This is a genomic window from Acidovorax sp. (assembly GCF_016783915.1).
Classification (GTDB): domain Bacteria; phylum Pseudomonadota; class Gammaproteobacteria; order Burkholderiales; family Burkholderiaceae_C; genus Acidovorax.
Genome location: NZ_JADHVT010000082.1, coordinates 1 through 19,547 on the forward strand (window position 1 = coordinate 1; position 19,547 = coordinate 19,547).

Below are 19,547 nucleotides of genomic sequence, written 5' to 3' on the forward strand. Positions count from 1 at the left end.
GCGCGCCGCCCCGCCGCGCGCGATGCGGTCAACACCGCCCTGGACGACGTGAGCGCCCGCTTTGCCGCCGCCAAGGTGCCTGCGGCGCAGATGGCGGCCTGGACCCAGGCGCAGCAGACCTGGCGCACCCTGGAACAGGCCGTGGCCGCGCGCAGCATCGAACAGGTGCAAAGCACGGCGCAGCACACCCAGCTCATCGCGGCGCTGCTGCAGCTCAACGAGGCGCTGGTGCATGCCTATGGCCTGCAGATCGACCCCGAGGCCGACACCCACGCGCTGGTGCAGGCGTCGCTGGCCCAAGCCCCCATGCTGGGGGAAAAGCTGGGCATGCTGCGCGCCCAGGGCGCCAGCGCCTTGGGCAAGCGCGAGCTCACGCCCCAGGGCAAGGGCCAGCTGCTGGTGCTGCAGCAGCGCGTGGCCGAGCTGCAGGGCGACACCTTCCGGGGGCTAGATCGCGCTTTGCAGGGCAATTCCGAGCTGCAGCGCGCGCTGGGCAGCAGCGTGCAGGCCGTGCAAGGGCAGATCCAGCAGTCGCTGCAGATGGTGGAGCGCGACATCCTCAACGCCACGGAGCTGCAGCTGCCGTCCAAGGATTACTTTGACGCGTTCACCCGCACCATCGAGGCGCTGAACGCGCTCAACAACCTGTCCATGACCAGCCTGGACCAGGCGCTGCAGGCGCGCGTGGCGGGGCTGCAGCGCAATCTGCTGTGGGTGGCGCTGGCCCTGGTCATCACGCTGTCGGCCACCAGTGCGATGGCGCTGGTGTTTGTGCGCTCCATGACCGGGCCGCTGTCGCAGGCCGTGGCGCTGTCACGCGCCGTGGCACAGGGGGACCTGAGCGGCGCACCCATTGCCCATGGCTCCAACGAGGTGGGTCAGTTGCTGGAGGCGTTGCAGCAGATGCGCACACAACTCACACAGGTGGTGCGCAACGTGCGCAGCGGGTCAGAAAGCGTGGCCACCGCCAGCGTGCAGATTGCCCAGGGCAACACCGACCTGTCGGCCCGCACCGAGAGCCAGGCCAGCGCGCTGGAAGAAACCGCCGCGTCCATGGAGCAGCTCAACGCCACCGTGCGCCAGAACGCCGACAGTGCCCAGCAGGCCAGCCAACTGGCCGCCAATGCCAGCACCGTGGCCGTGCAGGGCGGTGAAGTGGTGGCGCAGGTGGTGGACACCATGCACGGCATCAATGCCTCGTCGCAGAAGATCTCCGACATCATCGGCGTGATCGACTCCATCGCGTTCCAGACCAACATCCTCGCGCTGAACGCCGCGGTGGAGGCAGCCCGCGCGGGCGAGCAAGGCCGGGGCTTTGCGGTGGTGGCGAGCGAGGTGCGCAGCCTGGCCGGGCGCAGTGCCGAGGCCGCGCGCGAGATCAAGACGCTCATCAGCGCCAGTGTGGAGCGCGTGGCCCAGGGCAGCGCCCTGGTGGACCGCGCCGGCGCCACGATGAGCGAGGTGGTGGGCGCCATCCGCCGCGTGACCGACATCGTGGGCGAGATCAGTGCCGCCAGCCACGAACAGTCCCTGGGCGTGGCCCAGGTGGGCGAGGCCGTGACGCAGATGGACCAGGTGACCCAGCAGAACGCTGCACTGGTCGAAGAGATGGCCGCCGCCGCCAGCAGCCTCAAGAACCAGGCCGAAGACTTGGTGCACGTGGTGTCGGTGTTCCGCCTGGGGGATGAAGCGGGTGGCCGTGGTGCCATGGCGGCGCTACGAATTCAATAGCTACCAAGGCATATTTCACTAGCGCTACCAGCCCCTGATGTCCAGAAAACCTCTCAAGGAGCCGATTTAGACCCCCAGGGCGCTCAGGCCGCAGGCCCGCGCGCAATGCCCAGTTCGGCCAGTTCCGCGTCGGTGAACACCCGCGAGCGCGTGTGAAAGGCCTTGCCCTCCGGCCCCTCCAGCGAAAACGTGCCGCCCGTGCCCTCGATCACATCGATGATGAGCTGCGTGTGCTTCCAGGTCTCGTACTGCGCGCGCCCGATGTAGAACGGGCAGCCACCGATGTCGCCCAGGTACACATCGCCTGCACCCATCGTGATCTCACCCGGCAGATAGCAGTTGGCTGCGCTGTTGTCGCAGCAGCCGCCACTCTGGTGAAACATGAGCGCAGGGCCATGCTTTGCTTGCAGAAAGGCCACCAACTCCAGCGCGGCTGGGGTGGCGATGACTTTTTCGACCATGGTTGTCTCCAGCGTGCAATGCAAAAAACGCGGCCAGTTGGAACAACGAGCCGCGTCAGTAGAAACGTTTCCAGCGGTTCACAAACCGTCTCTGGCTAGGCGCCTCCGTCGCAGACAGTGGCAGCGCCACGGCCAGACGGAGCAACGACGCCAGGGGCGGTTTTTGGACCGCCACCCCAGATCAGAAGAAGCCGAGCTTGTTTTCGCTGTAGCTGACGAGCAGGTTCTTGGTCTGTTGATAGTGGTCCAGCATCATCTTGTGCGTCTCACGCCCAATGCCCGATTCCTTGTAGCCACCAAACGCTGCGTGCGCAGGGTACGCGTGGTAGCAGTTGGTCCACACCCGCCCGGCCTTGATGGCGCGGCCCATGCGGTAGGCCACATTGCCGTTGCGGCTCCACACACCGGCGCCCAGGCCGTACAGCGTGTCGTTGGCAATCGCGAGGGCCTCGGCCTCGTCCTTGAAGGTGGTCACGGCCAGCACGGGGCCGAAGATTTCTTCCTGGAAGATGCGCATCTTGTTGTGGCCCTTGAACAGCGTGGGCTGCACGTAGTAGCCGCCTTCCAGGTCGCCACCCAGGTGGGCCTGGCCGCCACCGGCGAGCACTTCGGCGCCTTCCTGCTTGCCCAGGTCCAGATAACTCAGGATCTTGGTGAGCTGCTCTTTGGAGGCCTGCGCGCCCATCATGCTGTCGGTGTCCAGCGGGTTCTGGTGTTTGATGGCGGCCACGCGCTTCAAGACACGCTCCATGAATTGGTCGTAGATGCTTTCCTGGATCAGCGCGCGGCTCGGGCAGGTGCAGACCTCGCCCTGGTTGAACGCGAACAGCACCAGGCCTTCAATCGCCTTGTCCAGAAACGCATCGTCCTTTTCCATCACGTCGGCAAAGAAGATGTTGGGGCTCTTGCCGCCCAGCTCCAGCGTGGCGGGGATCAGGTTGTTGGCAGCGGCCTGCGCAATCACGCGGCCGGTGCTGGTGGATCCGGTGAAAGCGATCTTGGCGATGCGCTTGCTCTGCGCCAGCGGCATGCCCGCCTCGCGGCCGTAGCCGTTGACGATGTTGAGCACGCCGGGCGGCAGCAGGTCGGCAATCAGCTCGACCAGGATGAGGATGGAGATGGGGGTGGACTCTGCAGGCTTGAGCACCACGCAGTTGCCCGCACCCAGCGCGGGTGCCAGCTTCCAGGCGGCCATCAGGATGGGGAAGTTCCACGGGATGATCTGACCCACCACGCCCAGGGGCTCCTGGATGTGGTATGCCACCGTGTTTTCGTCGATGTTGGAGAGGGCGCCTTCCTGCGCACGCACGCAGCCCGCAAAGTAGCGGAAGTGGTCCACGGTGAGCGGGATGTCGGCGTTCAGTGTCTCGCGGATGGCCTTGCCGTTGTCCACGGTTTCGGCGTAGGCCAGGCGTTCCAGGTTTTCTTCGATGCGGTTGGCGATCTTGAGCAGGATGTTGGCGCGCGTGGCGGCATCGGTCTTGCCCCAGGCGTCGGCCGCAGCGTGGGCGGCGTCCAGGGCCAGCTCGATGTCTTCGGCCGTGGAGCGCGCGGCCTGGGTGTAGACCTTGCCGCTCACGGGCGTGATGACATCAAAGTACTGGCCCTTGATGGGCGGCACGAATTTGCCGCCGATGAAGTTGTCGTAACGGGGCTTGTAGGTGATCTTGGCGCCAGCGGCGCCGGGGGCTGCGTACACGGTCATGGTGTTGTCTCCTGCGATGGTTGTGTGCATCGGGCGGTCTCTTTAGGCCTGTCCGATGCCAATCCCTTACTCAAAACACATGCCAGCAGGCCACGGCGCGCGAAGTGTTGATTTCATTGGATTTTTTCGGCAGCCCAGGGCGGACACCTGTTGCAGCCGCCCGCATCGCGGTGTGCCGGGCCGCGACACCTGTCACGAAATGGAACAGTTGGCACACCGCTTGCGCCCACACCCTTGCCCCGCGCCGTCGAGCCCGCCATACTGGCCCACACACCACAAGCGGGCCGCCCTGAGCCCGCACGGAGACAAAGCGTGCGCCCCAACACTTCCCCCGTCGCCCTGCGACAGGCTCGCCAGCACCTGCTGGACTCTGGCCAGTGCCCCAGCGGCCTGGTGGACGAGCGCCTGGCGCGCTCCTGGTCGCGCAGCATGGCGGCCGGCCTGCTGCCCACCGGGCGGCCGCAGGCCATCGACCACCCCAGCAGCGGCACGCTGCGCCAGGTGCTGGCCAGCAACCCTGAGCTGCTTGCGCATTCGCGGCCGGTGATGGAATACCTGTTCGAGCAAGTGCGCCACAGCCAGAGCGTGGTGGTGCTGGCCGACCGGCGCGGCATGCTCATGCACACGCTGGGCGATCCGTACTTTGTGGACAAGGCCGAGCGCGTGGCGCTGACCAGCGGTGCCTCCTGGCACGAGGCCCACCGGGGCACCAATGCCATCGGCACGGCGCTGGCCGAGGCCTGCGCGGTGGAGGTGCACGGCGGCGAGCATTTTCTGGAGCGCAACAACTTTCTCACCTGCGCGGCTTCGCCCATCCTGTCGGCCACGGGCGAGTTGCTGGGCATCCTCGACATCTCGGGCGACTACCGCCACGGCCACGCCCACACGCTGGGCCTGGTGAGCACGGCCGCCCGCATGATCGAAAACCGCCTGCTGGCGGCCACCTGCAAACGCAACATCCGGCTGCACCTGCACAGCGCGCCCGAGGGCATTGGCAGCGTGGCCGAGGGCATCGTGGCCGTGTCGGCCGACGGCTGGATCGTGGGTGCCAACCGCGTGGCGCTGGCGCAGCTGGGCCTGCATGCGGGGGACGTGGGCGCCACCTTGCTGGAGCGGGTGCTGGACGTGCGGCTCGATGACCTGCTCTCGCACCACAAGCGCCGCCCCCAGCAGCCGCAGGCCTTGCGCACACTGCAAGGCGCCTTGCTGTTTGCCCAGGTGCAGATGGACGCCGCCTGGGTCCCCACCCCCACACGGCCCACCGCTGCGGCTGCTGCTGCGCCCCAGCAAGACGCCCTGGCCCAGCTGGACACCGGCGACGCGCGCTGGCGCGCCGCCGCCGACAAGGCCCGCCGCGTGGTGGGCAAACCGATTGCGGTGCTGGTGCAGGGCGAGTCGGGCGTGGGCAAGGAGGTGTTTGCGCGCGCGCTGCACGCCAGCGGCCCGCGCCGCGATGCGCCGTTTGTGGCCATCAACTGCGCAGCCATCCCTGAGCACCTGATCGAATCCGAACTCTTCGGCCATGTGGCCGGTGCCTTCACCGGCGCGCGCAAGGAGGGCCACCTGGGCCGCCTGCGCGAGGCCCATGGCGGCACGCTGTTTCTCGACGAAATCGGCGACATGCCGCTGGCCCTGCAGACCCGTCTGCTGCGTGTGCTGCAAGAGCGCAGCGTGACGCCCGTGGGCGCCAGCAAGGCCGTGCCGGTGGACTTTGCGCTGGTCTGCGCCACGCACAACCAGCTCATGCAGGCGGCGGAACAAGGCCGCTTTCGGCAAGACCTGTACTACCGCATCAACGGCCTCACGGTGCAGCTGCCCGCACTGCGCGAGCGCAGCGACTTTGTGGCGCTGCTGCAGCGCCTGCTGGCCGACCTGGCCACCGAGCAGGGCTTGGGTTTTGAGGTGCAGGTGGCGCCCGACCTGCTGGCCCGCCTGGCCGCCTACCTCTGGCCCGGCAACCTGCGCCAGCTGGCCAACGTGCTGCGCACGGCCTGCGCCATGCTGGCCGAGGCCGAAGACACCCTGGGCTGGGAGCACATGCCCGACGACTTGGTGCAGGCACTCACGGCGGCGCCCACATCCCCGCGCAGCGAAGCCGCAGCAGGCACTGGCGCGGATGTCCTGCCCGCGGCCCTCAGCCTGCAGCAGCTGTCCCAGGCCGCCATCGACCAGGCGCTGCAGGCCGCGCGCGGCAACATGTCGCAGGCAGCGCGCCAGCTGGGCATCAGCCGCCAGACGCTGTACCGCAAGCTGAAGATGCCGGTGGCCTGAGGGCATGCCGGGTTTACTGAATTGCTATTGATTTAAGAGCTGTTGCCGCATATTGCACTGGCGCATGCGGCACTTTTGGCTGAATTTTCAGTGTGTAGCATGTCCTGGGGGCGGGGCGCGTCCGGTGGCATCACCCTCTCAGGCCTGCCCGCCCCGTGGCAACACCAGCCGCGCGCGCAGCCCCGCGCCCTGCGCGCTGTGCAGCTCCAGCCGCCCGCCGTGGCTGCGCACCACACGCTCCACGATGGCCAGGCCCAGCCCTGCGCCGGGTGCGCCCGAGCGTGCCGCGCCATCGCCGCGCGCAAAGGGCTGGCGGATGCGGTCCAGCTCTGCCGGGGCGATGCCCGGGCCCTGGTCCTGCACCTCCAGCCACACCCCGTCGGCATCCGCCCCCGTGCGCAGCACCACGGGCGGCAGGCCGTGGCGCCAGGCGTTTTCCACCAGGTTATCCAGTGCGCGGCGCAGGGCCTGGGGGCGCACTGGCACGTCGGGCAACACCCCCAGCGCCAGCCGCACGGTGCGCCCATGGTCGGACTGCGCCTCGGCCACGGCCTGGGCCAGGTCGTTGAGCGATGCCGGGGTGGGCGCCTCGGCCTCGCCGCTGCGCGCAAACTGCAGGAACTGGCCCACGATGCCGTCCATCTCGTCGATGCTGCGGGCTATGCTCGCGGCCAGCGGCGCATCGATCTGCGCCCCGGCAATCTCTACCCCCAGCCGCAGCTTGGTCAGTGGCGTGCGCAGGTCGTGCGACACACCGGCCAGCATCAGCGCGCGCTCCTGGTCAGCTACCACCAGGCTGTGCGCCATGTGATTGAAGCTGCGGCCCACGGTGGCAATTTCTTCGGGCCCGTCCTCCGGCAGCGGCGCGGGCGGCTGGCCCTGTGCCAATTGCCGGGCCGCTGTCACCACCTGCGCCAGCGGTCGGTTGATGTGGCGCTGCAGCCACCAGGCCCCCAGCAGCGCCAGCAGCATGCTGGCCAGCGTGGCGGCCAGCCAGGCGCCGCTGAACTCGCGCGTGGGGAAAATGCTGGGCAGGTTCAGCCAATAGGTCTCCGCCCCCTCCGGCCCCTGGTGCATCACGCGCAGGGCCAGCACGCCGGTGCTGTCGCGGCGCCATACGGGTTGCGAAGTGTTTGTTGCCGCATCGTCCGCCCCCAGGCGGCGCGACACCGCCTGCACAAACTGCCGTTCCATGGGCGACAGCAGCGCGCGCCGCGTGGCGCTGTCCGGCGCAATGGGCGGTGCGGACAACACGGCTTGCCGGTTGAACGCCTCGACAAACGCCGCCCGCTGCACCGGAGGCAGCGCCTGCAGCCCTGCGCGCAGTGCCGCTACATTGCGTGCCACGCCATCGGCCACCTGCGCCACGCGGGGCTGAAAAATCATCTGCCGTACCAGCATGGCCGCCACCAGTTGCCCCAGCACGATGAGCACCGCCATCAGCAGCAGGTTGCGCCCGAGCAGGCTGCGCGGCCACCAGCTCCGGGTGGCGTGGGTTGTGGCGGAGGGTGTCATGGCTTTCCTCCATGGCCCGGCGCGGCACCATCGAGCACAAACACATAGCCCACGCCCCACACGGTGCGGATGTGGCGCGGCTGGGCAGGGTCGGCCTCGATGAGCTTGCGCAGGCGCATCACCTGCACATCGATGCTGCGGTCGGTGGCGGCGTGGTCGGGGCCATAAGCCAGCGCGATCAGCCGGTCACGGCCCAGAGGCCGGTGCGGCTGCTGCGCCAGTGCCTGCAGCAGTGCGAATTCGCCCGTGGTCAGGGGCACGTCCTGGGCGCCGTTGCCGCCCTCGCCACCGTTGCGCTCCAGTCGGCGCTCGTCCAGCCACAGCGTGAACGCGCCAAACGCGATGCGCCCGCCCGTCTGCCGGGGCCCGGTGTGCGCGCCCAGCATGCGCTGGCGGCGCACCATGGCCTGGATGCGGGCCAGCAGCTCGCGCGGGTTGAAGGGCTTGGGCAGGTAGTCGTCGGCGCCCATCTCCAGGCCCACGATGCGGTCCACGGGGTCTCCGCGCGCGGTGAGCATCAGGATGGGAATGGTCTCGCCCTGCGCACGCAGGCGGCGGCAGATGGACAGGCCATCCTCACCCGGCATCATCACGTCGAGCACCAGCACATCAAAGCGCTCGCGCTGCAGCAGCACATCGAGCGGGCCTGCACCATCGACCGTGCGCACGCTGTAGCCCTGGTCGCTCAGGTAGCGCTGCAGCAGCGCACGCAGGTCGGGTTCGTCATCGGCGACCAGGATCTTGGCCAAGGCTTCCGTCATGGGGCGGTGGATGTGGATGGCGGCGGTTGGGGGCAGCAAAGGCTGCGTGCCAATGGTAGGGCCGAAAACACAGGGTGGCATCGCGGGCAGTCGCTCCGGTGCATGACAACGCATGACACGCGCGCGTGGTTTGTCATGCTTTGTCATACATCGTGCAGCGGGCGCCACAACTGGCTCATACCTGGCGGCCATAGTTCAGATCAGCGCAGCACCCCGCTGCTTCGCACCCCCTGTTCTGTTGCAAGGAGCCGACCGCCATGTTCCCTTCCGTCCCTACACCGCCTGTATCCGTTGCCACGCACCGCGCCGTGTTGCTGGCCGCCTTGGCCGTGGCGGCGATGCTGCTCCTGACAGCCAGCGATGCCAGCGCACGCAGCCGCCACACGGTAGAGCACAACGCCGATGGCAGCACCACCGCCCGCAGCGGCGTGGTCCGCGCTGCTCCGGGCGGTGGAGGCGTGCTGCGCGGCCGCAGCGTGACCACCGACGGCCAGGGCCACGGCAGCGTGCGCAGCGGCGCCGCCGTGGCTGGCCCCCAGGGCGCCATGGCCGTGCGCCAGGGCGAGAGCGCGAGGAATGCCGATGGCACGGCCAGCCACAGCAGCGCCTTGGCCGCCCAGGGCGACCGGGGCACGCTGCAGAGCACGGGCGCCGCCACGCGCAGCGCCGACGGCAGCGTGACCCAGGGCCGCACCACCACAGCCACCAGCGCAGCCACCGGCAACAGCGTGCAGACCAGCAGCTCGTACACCGCAGACAACGGCCGCACCCGCAGCGCCAGCTGCTTTGACGCCAGCGGCGCCCCGATGGCCTGCCCTGCACGGCCCTGATTTTTCATCTTCATTTCATTGAGCCAGGAGATTCCGCATGTACCGTCCTTCAAGCCCACTCTTCGCAATGGTCCCCCTGCGCACAGGCCTGGGCGCAGCGCTGTGCGCGCTGGCCGCCGTGTTGACCCCACCCGCCCACGCCCAGCTGCGGGGGCTGGGGCCTTTCGCGCAGGTGCGCGACACCGCTGCGGCCTTGCCCGCCGGTGTGCAGCGCCTGGCCGATGTGCCCTATGGCGCAGACCCGCTGCAGCGCATGGATGTCTACCTGCCCGCCCCTGGCGGTGCCGCCAGCAGCGCTGCGGTGGCCAGCGGCACACGCGCTCCGGTGATCTTCATGGTGCATGGCGGCGCCTGGCGCACGGGCGACAAGGCCATGTCCCGCGTGGTGCAGGAGAAGGTGGCGCGCTGGGTGCCCAAGGGCTTTGTGTTCATCTCGGTGAACTACCGCCTGTACCCCGCCGTGAACGTGCTGCAGGAGGCGCAGGACGTGGCCATGGCACTGGCCGCCGCCCAAAGCCGCGCCGCCAGCTGGGGCGCCGATGCATCGCGGTTCATCCTGATGGGGCACTCAGCGGGCGCGCACCTGGTGTCGCTCATCAATGCGTCGCCCACCCTGGCCCAGCGCGAGGGGGCCTGGCCCTGGCTGGGCACGGTGTCGCTGGACAGCGCGGCGCTCAATGTGCCGGTGGTGATGACCGCGCCGCACTACCCGTTCTATGACGAAGTGATGGGCGCCAACCCGTTGTTCTGGGCCTCAGTGTCGCCGTACCACGCACTGTCGGGGCCTGTGCCGCCGTTCCAGTTGGTCTGTTCCACCGAGCGCCCCGACCACCCCTGCCTGCAGGCCCAGGGCACGGCCCGCCGCGTGCGCGACCTGGGCGGCCGTGCCGAGGTGCTGCCGCAGGAGCTGACCCACGGCGAGATCAACGCGCAGCTGGGCCTGGAGAGCGCCTACACGCGGGCCGTGGAGACCTTCATGGTCTCGCTGGATGCGGTGGTGGCGCAGCGGCTCAAGTAGTTGCGTTCAGTCCGCTTGCACGGCCCGCCGCAGCGCGGCACGCGCCAGCAGGCGGGTGGAGTCCAGCGTGGGCAGCGGGGAGTTGGCGTCGCTCAGGATCAGCGGGATCTCGGTGCAGCCCAGCACCACGGCATCGCAGCCGTCCTCGCGCTGCATGCGGGCGATGATCTGCTGGAACATGGCCACGCCCTCGGGGCGGATGATGCCGGGCACCAGCTCGTCCATGATGATGCGGTTGATCTCGCTGCGCTCGGCCTCTGTGGGGCGCACCCATTGCAGGCCCTGGGCCTGCAGCGCATCGGGGTACACGCTGCTGTCCACCAGCCAGCGTGTGCCGGTGATGGCCAGGCGATGGTGGCCGCGCGCTGCCGCCTCTGCCGCCACCACCTCGGCAATGTGCAGCCAGGGCAGCGGCGAGTGGGGCAGCACCCGGTCCATCGCCTGGTGGATGGTGTTGTCAGGGCAGATCAGAAAATCTGCGCCCGCACGGGCCAGCTTGTGGGCGGAGGCCAGCATCAGGTCGGCCACGCCTTGCAGGTCATGCCGGTCCAGGCAGTCCACATAGTCGGCCAGCGACGGCGTGTGCAGCGTCACCTCGGGGTGCGCATGCGGGCGGCCCAGCAATGCGGCGCCTTCGGCGCACAGGGTGCGGTAACACAGGGCGGCACCTTCGGCGGAGCAGCCCACGATGCCGATGTGTTGGGGCATGACGGTGGTCCAGGGCGGTTGCAAAGTCCCATTATTGCCAACAGCGCTGCTGTGGCTCGGCTCAACCGCTGCTCCCGTCAGTCTCCGCGCACCCTTTGCGCGAATCCGCGTGTGGTGAACTGCTCCAGCACAAAGTCCACAAACACCCGGGTGCGTGCGGGCAGCAGCTTCTTGCTGGGGTAGTACAGCGAGGTCGGGCCTGCGTCGGCCCACCAGCCGGGCAGTACCCGCACCAGGTCGCCACGCGCCAGCCAGGGCTGCACAAACGGCATGGGCAGCACCGCCAGGCCCAGGCCCATCAGCGCGGCCTGGCACATGGCCTCGGGGTCGTCGAACACGATGCGTGGGCGCAGCTCCACGGGTGCAGCGTCACCGGCCTTGTTGCGCAGCGTTGTGACGTTGATGCGCCCCGTGCGGATGTTGAGCCGCACGATGCCATCCCACTGCGCCAGGTCTGCGGGTTGGCGTGGCGCTTTCCTGCGGCCCCGCAGAAGCGTGGGGGATGCCACCACCACCAGGTGTGTGGGGCCCAGCACGCGCATCACCATGTCCGGGTTCCTGTTCAGGCCACCCCCGATGCCTGCGTCAAAACCTTCGCCGATCAGATCGACATATCGGTTGTCAAACCGCCAGTCAGGCTGGATGGCTGGGTAACGCTGCAGAAACTCTGCCAGCAGCGGAACGATGTATGCGCGGCCAAAGCCCAGTCCCACGCTGACCTTGAGCGTGCCTGCGGGCTGCTGATCGGACTCTGCGGCGTGGTCTACCGCGTCATTCAGGTCCGACAGGGGTTGGCTAATCTGTGCCAGAAAGCGTTGCCCACCCTCGGTCAGCGTGAGGCGCCGCGTGCTGCGCTGGAACAGCCGTACACCCAGGCCGGCTTCAAGCCGCGCCACGTTCTTGCTCACGGCGGCGGGCGTCAGGCCCATGAGCCGCGCAGCTGCCGAGAAGCTGCCGGACTCGGCTGATTTGACGAACGATTCGAGGTGAGTCAGGGGTTGCATGGACTGTATTTTCAACTGAAGGTTGAAATAGATCCATCCCATTAAAGGCTACCGGAAGAGCAATGGATTGCCGACACTGCAGCTATTCCCGGTTCGTTGCTGAACCTTCCTGATCACTTTATTTGGAGAAACACCATGTCTTCTGCGTTGGCAACATCCCCTGTACTACACCAGCCCCTGACGGGCAAGGTTGCGCTTGTCACCGGCGGCGCGCGCGGCATCGGCGCGGCCATCGTGCGGCGTCTGGCACGCGACGGTGCGGCCGTGGCCTTCACGTACAGCAGTTCCGCCGCGCCCGCCCTGGCGCTGGTGGCGGACATTGAAGCGAGCGGTGGCAAGGCCCTGGCCCTGCAGGCTGACAGCGCGGACGCTGCCGCCCTCACGCAGGTCGTGGACCGCGCTGCACGCGAGCTGGGCCGCCTGGACATCCTCGTCAACAACGCAGGCGTGGCCATTGCGGGCGAGATCGGCAGCTTTGCCTTGGCCGACATTGACCACACACTCAACGTGAATGTGCGCGCCGTGTTCGTGGCTACCCAGGCCGCCGTGCGCCACATGGGCCAGGGCGGCGCGTATGGCCGTGTCATCACCATCGGCAGTACCAATTCCGACCGTGTGCCATGGGCGGGGTTCAGTGTCTACGGCATGAGCAAGGCCGCCATCGTGGGCCTGACCAAGGGCCTGGCCCGCGACCTGGGGCCACGTGGCATCACCGTGAACAACGTGCAGCCCGGCCCCGTGAACACCGACATGAACCCCTCCGACGGCCCCATGGCGCGCGACATGCACGGCCTGATGGCGCTGGACCGCCACGCCCACCCAGATGAGATCGCGGGCATGGTGGCCTACCTGGCGGGGCCGGAGTCGGGCATGGTCACCGGGGCCAGCTTGCTGATCGATGGTGGGTTTGCGGCCTGACGGCCTGGCGTGCCATGGGGTAGGAGACCGGGATGGAAGTGAATGCGTGCTCAAACCGGGCGCGCGAGCTCCATCACCCAATTCACCTCCCACGTGGTGCCGCCGTCGTCCGAAAACGCCTGTTGCCAGCGCGGCGCCCCGGTGCGCATGCCAGACCATTCAAACCGCACGCGCACCGGGCGGCCATCGAATAACTCCTGGCCTTCAAAGCGGCCGATGCCGTCGCTGAACCCGCCCACCACGGGCGGGCTCAGCAGGCCCGTGGCGGCATCCAGGCCGCCGGTGGTGTTGTTCAGCCAGTAGATGCTCCAGCGCTGGGATTCCGGGCAGTACACGCGCAGCGACATGCCCACATAGCCGGGCTGCCATGCCAACGGCGTGAAGTCGTCGAAATTGCCGATGCCGCCGGGCAGTGCGTGTGCGGTGCCGGTGGCATCGAACACCTCCCAGTCGTTGCAGCCTGCCAGCCTGCGCACCAGGCGCGTGTTGCGGATGCGCCAGGGGCCCATGAGGAAGTCGAAGTCGCGCTGGGCGCTGGGCGTCACGGTGGGCGAGGGGATGGGAATGAGGCGGGCTTGGCTGGGCATGGTGGGGCTCCGTGGTGGGGCATGAATGGGGAGAGGTATGCGGGCGCTTCACGCATGCAGCGCCGAGCGCGCCGTGGGCTGCAGGCGGAGCATCTCGGGGGCCCGGGCCAGCCAGGGGGCAAGCCCTGGGGCTACGTCCCGCGCCCAGGCGCCGCTGTCTGCAAACGCCTGCAGTGCCGTTGCATCGCTAAACAGCGCCAGTCCCAGCAGCACATGCTCGCCTGTGCGCACCGGCAGGCGGGCAAAGGTGTTGGGGCTGGCTTCGGTGCTGTACCACGCCAGATGGCGCGCGCCGCCGCGCTGCAGCGTGGGGGCCATGTTGTGGCGGCAATAGTCCAGCAAGGCCGGGGTGGCGGGCTCGTGCAGATAGAAGACCGTGGCGTTCAGCACCCCCGCAGCGGTGCCTGTGGCGCCCGGCTCGGGCCGGGCGTACTGCGGCAGTGTGGATGTGGCGCCGGGCCAGGCGGGGCGGAGCAGGCGTACGTTGTCCGAATCGATCATGGTGGCGTTCGCAGCATCGCGGTGCGTGGCCCAGACGGGGCCGCCGTAAAAGCCCTCCAGTGCGCGGTGGCGCGCCTGCATGTCGGCAAAGCCGCGCAGCCAGACGAACCGGTCAGGCCGATCCAAGTCGCGGAACTGTCCCAGCACGCGCATGCCGTGCGCCTCCTGGGTCTCGACGAACTCGCGGTCGAACACATCGATGAGCACATCGCGCTGCTGCGGGTGCAGGGTGTACTGGCGCAGTTCGACGATGGCGCAGGGATCGGTGGTAGGCATGGGGGCTCCTGAAAAGGCATGTTGGCAACAAGGCAAAGACCAGCCCGCAGTGTGTGCGCCCATACCTGCCAACCTATGGCAGGTATTTGCGCTATCTTTGGTCTTCTGCCTTTTTCTCCTACACCAGACCCCATGCGCGCCAGCCGTTTGTTGTCCCTTCAGATGCTGCTGGAAACGCGTGGCCGCATGAGCGCGCAGGCGCTGGCCGGGGCGCTGGAGGTCTCGGTGCGCACGCTGTACCGGGACGTGGACCAGCTCAGTGCGGCCGGTGTGCCCATCTATGCCGAGCGCGGGCGCAACGGTGGCTTTGCGCTGCTGCCGGGCTGGAAGACCACGCTCACCGGACTCACGCCGTCGGAGGCACAGGCCGTGTTCTTGAGCGGGCTGCCCGGTCCCGCACAGGACCTGGGGCTGGGTAGCGATGTGGAGGGCGCGCGCCTGAAGTTGCTGTCGTCATTGCCTGTGTCCTGGCGCGAGGACGCTCAGCGCGTGAGCGCTCGCCTGCACCTGGACCCGGTGGACTGGTACCGCGAGAGCGATCCCACGCCGCACCTGCCCACCGTGGCCGCAGCGGTGTGGAGCGGTCACCAGGTCACCCTGCGCTATGAGAGCTGGGCCCACACGGTGGAGCGCACCGTGAGTCCGTTGGGCTTGGTGCTGAAGGCGGGCGTGTGGTACCTGGTGGCCCTGCCCACGGGCACGGACGAGCGCGGGCCGCGCACGTACCGGGTCTCGAACATCCTGGCGGTCACGGCGCTGGGCAAGCCGGCCAGACGCCCCGCACGCTTTGATCTGCCAGGCTACTGGGCCGCGTCGATTCAGCGTTTTGAATCAGGTCTGTACACGGGCGAGGCCGCGCTGCTGGCTACGCCAGAAGGCTTGCGTGGCCTGCGCGCCCTCAGCAGCGCCGTGGCAAGCGCAGTGGCTGCCGCGCCACCGTCCCGCTGCAAGGATGGCCGCACGGCCGTGACGATCCCCATCGAATCGGTGGAGCATGCCTGCGGGCAGCTGATGCGGTTGTCTCCCCAGGTGGAGGTGCTGCGGCCGTTGGCGTTGCGCCGCGCTCTGGTGGAGCGGGTACTGGCCACCGCTGCGCTGTACAAGGAATCTTTGCTATGAGTGAAGTAGGTGTGGGCGATTTTGCAAAGGGCGCCTGGGCTCGTTTGCCTTGAGGGCGACGAGGGTGGCCGCGCCGGCCACCTCGGCTCTGGTCAGCGGGTAGTTGTCAAGGCGAGACCACTGCCATCCACGCGAAACACTGCCACCGATTCCACCAACCCGTGGGCCTGCTGGTTCAGTGTCTGCGCGGCGGCGGCCATTTCCTCGACCAGTGCGGCGTTTTGCTGCGTGGACTGGTCCAGCTGGGCCACGGCTTCGCCGATCTGACCAATGCCAGCGCTCTGCTCGCGTGTGGCGGCGCTGATCTCGCCAATCAGGTCCGTCACACGTTTGACTTCGCCCATGATCTCAGTCATTGCCGAGCCTGCGGTGTTTACCAGCGCAGAGCCGGTTTCCACTTTTTCCACGCTCGCCTCGATGAGCGACTTGATTTCCTTGGCGGCCTCAGCGCTGCGCTGTGCGAGGTTGCGCACTTCGCTGGCCACTACCGCAAAGCCGCGACCCTGCTCACCTGCGCGGGCTGCTTCCACGGCCGCATTCAACGCCAGGATGTTGGTTTGGAAGGCAATCCCGTCAATGACGCTGATGATGTCGCCAATGCGGCGTGAGCTGGCAGTGATGTCACCCATGGTACTGACCACCTGGGCTACGACGGTGCCGCCGTGTTCTGCTGCGGCACGTGCCGTTGACGCAAGCTGACTTGCCTGTTGCGCTGTGTCCGAGTTTTGCTGCACGGTGGCTGTCATTTCTTCCATCGAAGCAGCGGTCCGCTGCAAGTTACTGGACTGCTGTTCCGTGCGGTGCGAAAGGTCGGTGTTGCCCGCAGCAATCTCTTGAGATCCAGATTCGATGGCCGTGGCCGACGAGCGTACGCGGCTCACGATGTTGGCCAGTGCCGCCTGCATTTCGCCCAACGACGCCAGTACGCTGTCCGAGGGCGCGTTGGACGCACCCTCCACGTGGCTCAGGTTGCCAGAGGCCACAAGCCTGGCGGCCGCACGCAGCTGCACAGGATCGGCACCCAGGGACCGCATGAGACTGCGGTTGATGAGCGTGGCCAGCGCAATGGCTGCAGCAATGGCGGAAAGCGAAGCCAACACCAGTTGCAGCCGCTTGAATCTGAATTTTTCTGCCGATTTCTTGATTTCTTGCGCGCCTGATGTGGCGATGAGCTTGGAGTATTCCGTGGTGGTGCCGATCAGCTGCTTGAGCAGCGGCTGGCATTCGGCATTCATCTTCGCCGTCGCTTCGTCTTTTTGACCAGCCAGCGCCTTGGCAACAATGTCCAGCGCCACCGGACCGTAGCGACTCTCCAGACGCTCAAGCTTGTCGAACAGCGCGAGTTCCTCTGCCGATATGCCGCTGGTTGATGCCAGTGTCTTTTTGAGGGTGGCCAAGCTCTCCTGCACCCGTGCATGCGCTGCTTTGACCGCCTCCGTTTCGGCGCGTACGTCCTCTGGGCCGTTCAGCAGGATCAGGTTGCGCGCCGAGATGGCTCGCGCACTGGCTGCAGCCCGGATGTCCCGTGACAGGCTGCCACGGCTGAATTCGTCACTGACGAAGCTGTCGAAGTCACTTTGCGATTCGCTCAGACTGACTACAGACAGGATCGAAACGCCGATGAGGATGGTGACCAGCACGGAAAACGCAATGAAAAGCTTGCGGGAGACGGTTTGATTCTGAAAGTCCATGGTGGTGCTCCTGAGAACGGAGGGCGGCACTGCGGGGGCAGGGCTTTGCGGTTCCTCCATTATGCTCATTAAAATCATTTATAGCATTTTAATCATAATTTCCTATGCTCTCAGTGGGACTTTGCATCCTGCTGCGAAGAAGGCGACGGTTCCGTGGCGAAGCGCAGAACTGTGGCCCGCAATCCCCATCAAGGCACGGCTGCGCCGGTACCGCTCAGGCTGGCGGATGCTGTCTGGCACCGGTCACTCAGGTCGCTGACTGCCCTTTGACGCTTTACGGCGCGTGGTTAGGAGCTGCGCCGTGGAATACGGCGACCAGCCAAGGTTGCCGTCGTGCGCGAGCCACATCGCACAGTCAGGCGTGGCGACGCATGGCCTTCTGCACCGCAAATCCAGATTCGTGAATGGTTTGGCTGGGGACCGCCGGTTCGGCTTCCCAGACCGCCCCTCAAAGCCCCCGTTCCACCATGTCCAGCAACCGCTGGCCCAGCAGGTCCAGCATCTGTTGGGGCGTGCCGCGCAGCGGCCCGTCGATGGCCAGCAGCGCCATGCCATGCACGGTGGACCAGGCCAGGTATTCGGCGCCGGGGCGGCGCCCGGGCGGCAGGGCGCCCGCGGCCACCAGGTCGTCCAGTGCGGCGCTCAGGTGCTGGAAGGGGTTCAGCCCCGTGGCACCGCCCATGGCGGGGTCGGGGGTTTGCTGCACCGTGAAGCGGCCACCGAAGGCGGTGCGAAAGAGCCCTGTCTCGGTGTGCGCAAACCGCAGGTAGCCGGCGCCCACGGCGCGCACCTTGGCGTGGGCCTGCTCGGTGGGCGTGCCGGTGGTGGGCACAAGGGCCAGCTCGGCCTCCATGGACCGCGCGGCGGCGGCCACGGCAGCGGCGCGCACGGCGCCCAGCAGGTCGTCGCGGTTCGCGAAATGGCGGTAGGCAGCATTGGGTGCAACCCCTGCGCGGCGCGTGGCCTCGCGCAGCACCACCGCATCCGGCCCGCCCTGGCGCGCCAGTTCGATGCCCGCGTCCAGCAGCGCACGGTGCAGATCCCCGTGGCGGTAGGTGGCGCGTGCGGCGGGTGCGCTGGAGGGGGCAGCTTTGTTGCGGGTGCTTACGGTCATGGATCGTTGGGATGTGGACACTGTCCATTATCTTTGTTATTGTTTGTGGACGGTGTTCACAATTGCACGCCGAAACCCTTCCTGCCCCGTCCATGTTCCCCAGGAGACCCCCATGAAAGTCGAGCCCTACCTGATGTTCGAAGGCCGCTGCGATGAAGCGCTGGAGTTTTACCGCCACGCTTTGGGCGCCCAAGTCACCATGCTCATGCGCTACAAGGACAACCCCGAGCCCGCCGCCGGCGAGGGCTGCGCCGATGGCAGCGGCCCGGGCCCCACGCCCGAGATGGTCATGCACGCCTCGTTTACCGTGGGCGACACGCAGATCATGGCGTCGGACGGCATGGGCTCGGGTCACGCCAGCTTCCAGGGCATCTCGCTGGCGCTGAGCCCCGCCAATGCGGCCGATGCCAAACGCTATTTCGACGCGCTGGCCGATGGCGGCAAGGTGCAGATGCCGCTCACCAAGACCTTTTTCTCGCAGGCGTTTGGCATGGTGGCCGACCGCTTTGGCGTGCCCTGGATGGTGGTGGCACCTGAATGAGTGCAACCGCCATCACTACCACCGACTCCCCCACAGGAACCCGCATGCTCGCTCTCTATGGCCACCCTTTTTCGTCCTACACCCAGAAGGTGCTGATCGCGCTGTACGAGAACGGGACGCCGTTCGAACTGCTCAATCTCGACCCCGCAGAGCCCGTCAGCCATTCGGCCGACTGGTTGCGCCACTGGCCGCTGGCGAAGTTTCCGGTGCTGGTGGACGGAGGCCGCACAGTGGTGGAAAGCAGCATCGTGATCGAGCACCTGCAGCTCGCGCACCCGGGGCCTGTGCCGCTGATTCCCGCCGATGCCCGGGCAGCACTGGACGTGCGCTTCATGGACCGCTTCTTTGACCTGCACGTGATGGCCCCGGTGCAGCACGCGGTGAATGCCGCGCTGACCGGCAACGCCGAGCGCAAGGCCGAAGGCGTGGCCTGGGCCACCGAGAAGTTGGAGAAAGCCTACGCCTGGCTGGAGGGCATGTGGGCAGGGCGCACCTGGGCGGCGGGCGAGTCGTTCTCGCTGGCGGACTGCGCTGCGGCGCCCTCGCTGTTCTATGCCGACTGGACGCACCCCATCGCGGCCACTTACCCGCAGCTGCGCGCGTACCGTGCCCGGCTGCTGGCACGCCCCTCGTTCGCACGCGCGGTGGAGGGCGGGCGCCCCTACCGCCACTACTTTCCGCTCGGTGCGCCCGACCGCGACTGAGCAGCGCCCGCAACACGGCACCAGGAGACCCCCCATGATGAGCCCCGAACCCCACGCCATGCACCGCTGGCTGCAGCAGTTGCTGGGCGACT

Annotated in this window: 18 protein-coding genes; 8 read left to right on the forward strand and 10 right to left on the reverse strand. The window is 67.6% G+C overall.

Features of this window, described 5'->3' with window-relative positions:
• Window positions 1–1,731: methyl-accepting chemotaxis protein (locus tag ISS20_RS15050; protein WP_291437852.1), on the forward strand; the 1,731-nt coding region annotated here is incomplete at its 5' end.
• An 83-nt stretch (window positions 1,732–1,814) separates the two neighbouring features.
• Here ISS20_RS15050 and ISS20_RS15055 read toward each other — a convergent pair.
• Window positions 1,815–2,192 carry a DUF779 domain-containing protein gene (locus ISS20_RS15055; protein ID WP_056067904.1) on the reverse strand — a complete coding sequence of 126 codons (378 nt, stop codon included), beginning with the start codon at window positions 2,190–2,192 and terminating at the stop codon, window positions 1,815–1,817.
• A 181-nt stretch (window positions 2,193–2,373) separates the two neighbouring features.
• Complete coding sequence (locus ISS20_RS15060) at window positions 2,374–3,897, reverse strand: aldehyde dehydrogenase family protein (RefSeq protein ID WP_291437865.1); 1,524 nt, start codon at window positions 3,895–3,897, stop codon at window positions 2,374–2,376.
• 312 nt (window positions 3,898–4,209) lie between these two features.
• Between ISS20_RS15060 and ISS20_RS15065 the strand changes: the two genes are divergently transcribed.
• Entirely contained in the window at window positions 4,210–6,168 is a 1,959-nt protein-coding gene (locus tag ISS20_RS15065; protein ID WP_291437853.1) for a sigma-54-dependent Fis family transcriptional regulator, read from the forward strand.
• A 138-nt stretch (window positions 6,169–6,306) separates the two neighbouring features.
• Here the strand turns inward: ISS20_RS15065 and ISS20_RS15070 are convergent, their stop codons facing one another.
• On the reverse strand, window positions 6,307–7,683 hold the full coding sequence (locus ISS20_RS15070; protein ID WP_291437854.1) for an ATP-binding protein: 1,377 nt from the start codon (window positions 7,681–7,683) through the stop codon (window positions 6,307–6,309).
• Window positions 7,680–8,444 (reverse strand): response regulator, encoded by a 765-nt coding sequence (locus ISS20_RS15075; RefSeq protein WP_291437855.1) that lies wholly within the window; start codon window positions 8,442–8,444, stop codon window positions 7,680–7,682. Before ISS20_RS15075 ends, ISS20_RS15070 begins: the two co-directional genes overlap by 4 nt.
• A gap of 257 nt (window positions 8,445–8,701) precedes the next feature.
• Between ISS20_RS15075 and ISS20_RS15080 the strand changes: the two genes are divergently transcribed.
• Both ISS20_RS15080 and ISS20_RS15085 read left to right on the forward strand, forming a co-directional pair.
• Complete coding sequence (locus ISS20_RS15080; protein WP_291437856.1) at window positions 8,702–9,274, forward strand: hypothetical protein; 573 nt, start codon at window positions 8,702–8,704, stop codon at window positions 9,272–9,274.
• 67 nt (window positions 9,275–9,341) lie between these two features.
• Window positions 9,342–10,292 carry an alpha/beta hydrolase gene (locus ISS20_RS15085; RefSeq protein ID WP_291437857.1) on the forward strand — a complete coding sequence of 317 codons (951 nt, stop codon included), beginning with the start codon at window positions 9,342–9,344 and terminating at the stop codon, window positions 10,290–10,292.
• Between the two features lie 6 nt (window positions 10,293–10,298).
• Here ISS20_RS15085 and ISS20_RS15090 read toward each other — a convergent pair whose 3' ends face one another.
• Window positions 10,299–11,000 carry an amino acid racemase gene (locus ISS20_RS15090; protein WP_291437858.1) on the reverse strand — a complete coding sequence of 234 codons (702 nt, stop codon included), beginning with the start codon at window positions 10,998–11,000 and terminating at the stop codon, window positions 10,299–10,301.
• Between the two features lie 77 nt (window positions 11,001–11,077).
• Window positions 11,078–12,004 carry a LysR family transcriptional regulator gene (locus tag ISS20_RS15095; RefSeq protein WP_108498082.1) on the reverse strand — a complete coding sequence of 309 codons (927 nt, stop codon included), beginning with the start codon at window positions 12,002–12,004 and terminating at the stop codon, window positions 11,078–11,080.
• A 135-nt stretch (window positions 12,005–12,139) separates the two neighbouring features.
• On the opposite strand from ISS20_RS15095, the gene ISS20_RS15100 reads away from it, so the two are divergent.
• Window positions 12,140–12,922 (forward strand): SDR family oxidoreductase, encoded by a 783-nt coding sequence (locus tag ISS20_RS15100; RefSeq protein WP_291437859.1) that lies wholly within the window; start codon window positions 12,140–12,142, stop codon window positions 12,920–12,922.
• A gap of 50 nt (window positions 12,923–12,972) precedes the next feature.
• Here ISS20_RS15100 and ISS20_RS15105 read toward each other — a convergent pair whose 3' ends face one another.
• A complete protein-coding gene (locus tag ISS20_RS15105) occupies window positions 12,973–13,509 on the reverse strand; it encodes a hypothetical protein (RefSeq protein ID WP_291437860.1) in 537 nt (178 codons plus the stop codon).
• A 48-nt stretch (window positions 13,510–13,557) separates the two neighbouring features.
• The gene (locus tag ISS20_RS15110; protein WP_291437861.1) at window positions 13,558–14,286 is read right to left on the reverse strand and encodes an NIPSNAP family protein; all 729 of its coding nucleotides are present in this window, start codon (window positions 14,284–14,286) and stop codon (window positions 13,558–13,560) included.
• 132 nt (window positions 14,287–14,418) lie between these two features.
• On the opposite strand from ISS20_RS15110, the gene ISS20_RS15115 reads away from it, so the two are divergent.
• Complete coding sequence (locus tag ISS20_RS15115) at window positions 14,419–15,405, forward strand: WYL domain-containing protein (RefSeq protein WP_291437862.1); 987 nt, start codon at window positions 14,419–14,421, stop codon at window positions 15,403–15,405.
• Between the two features lie 92 nt (window positions 15,406–15,497).
• On the opposite strand, the gene ISS20_RS15120 is transcribed toward ISS20_RS15115, so the two are convergent.
• Both ISS20_RS15120 and ISS20_RS15125 read right to left on the reverse strand, forming a co-directional pair.
• Window positions 15,498–17,096, reverse strand: coding sequence for a methyl-accepting chemotaxis protein (locus tag ISS20_RS15120; protein ID WP_291437863.1), 1,599 nt, complete (start codon window positions 17,094–17,096; stop codon window positions 15,498–15,500).
• A gap of 448 nt (window positions 17,097–17,544) precedes the next feature.
• Window positions 17,545–18,210 carry a TetR/AcrR family transcriptional regulator gene (locus ISS20_RS15125; protein ID WP_056742934.1) on the reverse strand — a complete coding sequence of 222 codons (666 nt, stop codon included), beginning with the start codon at window positions 18,208–18,210 and terminating at the stop codon, window positions 17,545–17,547.
• Window positions 18,211–18,322: 112 nt separating this feature from the next.
• Here ISS20_RS15125 and ISS20_RS15130 point away from each other — a divergent pair, with 112 nt between their 5' ends.
• Both ISS20_RS15130 and ISS20_RS15135 read left to right on the forward strand, forming a co-directional pair.
• Entirely contained in the window at window positions 18,323–18,751 is a 429-nt protein-coding gene (locus ISS20_RS15130; protein ID WP_099731825.1) for a VOC family protein, read from the forward strand.
• 44 nt (window positions 18,752–18,795) lie between these two features.
• Window positions 18,796–19,455: a glutathione S-transferase family protein gene (locus ISS20_RS15135; RefSeq protein WP_291437864.1), complete on the forward strand. Its 660-nt coding sequence runs from the start codon at window positions 18,796–18,798 to the stop codon at window positions 19,453–19,455.
• The last annotated feature ends 92 nt before the right edge of the window (window positions 19,456–19,547 follow it).

Bases quoted from the DNA above. Each gene is read 5' to 3' on its own strand.
- ISS20_RS15060 (WP_291437865.1), bottom strand. From the start codon at position 3,897: ATGACCGTGTACGCAGCCCCCGGCGCCGCTGGCGCCAAGATCACCTAC.
- ISS20_RS15120 (WP_291437863.1), bottom strand. From the start codon at position 17,096: ATGGACTTTCAGAATCAAACCGTCTCCCGCAAGCTTTTCATTGCGTTT.
- ISS20_RS15135 (WP_291437864.1), top strand. From the start codon at position 18,796: ATGCTCGCTCTCTATGGCCACCCTTTTTCGTCCTACACCCAGAAGGTG.
- ISS20_RS15075 (WP_291437855.1), bottom strand. From the start codon at position 8,444: ATGACGGAAGCCTTGGCCAAGATCCTGGTCGCCGATGACGAACCCGAC.
- ISS20_RS15130 (WP_099731825.1), top strand. From the start codon at position 18,323: ATGAAAGTCGAGCCCTACCTGATGTTCGAAGGCCGCTGCGATGAAGCG.
- ISS20_RS15085 (WP_291437857.1), top strand. From the start codon at position 9,342: ATGGTCCCCCTGCGCACAGGCCTGGGCGCAGCGCTGTGCGCGCTGGCC.
- ISS20_RS15105 (WP_291437860.1), bottom strand. From the start codon at position 13,509: ATGCCCAGCCAAGCCCGCCTCATTCCCATCCCCTCGCCCACCGTGACG.
- ISS20_RS15055 (WP_056067904.1), bottom strand. From the start codon at position 2,192: ATGGTCGAAAAAGTCATCGCCACCCCAGCCGCGCTGGAGTTGGTGGCC.
- ISS20_RS15100 (WP_291437859.1), top strand. From the start codon at position 12,140: ATGTCTTCTGCGTTGGCAACATCCCCTGTACTACACCAGCCCCTGACG.
- ISS20_RS15090 (WP_291437858.1), bottom strand. From the start codon at position 11,000: ATGCCCCAACACATCGGCATCGTGGGCTGCTCCGCCGAAGGTGCCGCC.
- ISS20_RS15080 (WP_291437856.1), top strand. From the start codon at position 8,702: ATGTTCCCTTCCGTCCCTACACCGCCTGTATCCGTTGCCACGCACCGC.
- ISS20_RS15115 (WP_291437862.1), top strand. From the start codon at position 14,419: ATGCGCGCCAGCCGTTTGTTGTCCCTTCAGATGCTGCTGGAAACGCGT.
- ISS20_RS15070 (WP_291437854.1), bottom strand. From the start codon at position 7,683: ATGACACCCTCCGCCACAACCCACGCCACCCGGAGCTGGTGGCCGCGC.
- ISS20_RS15095 (WP_108498082.1), bottom strand. From the start codon at position 12,004: ATGCAACCCCTGACTCACCTCGAATCGTTCGTCAAATCAGCCGAGTCC.
- ISS20_RS15125 (WP_056742934.1), bottom strand. From the start codon at position 18,210: ATGACCGTAAGCACCCGCAACAAAGCTGCCCCCTCCAGCGCACCCGCC.
- ISS20_RS15110 (WP_291437861.1), bottom strand. From the start codon at position 14,286: ATGCCTACCACCGATCCCTGCGCCATCGTCGAACTGCGCCAGTACACC.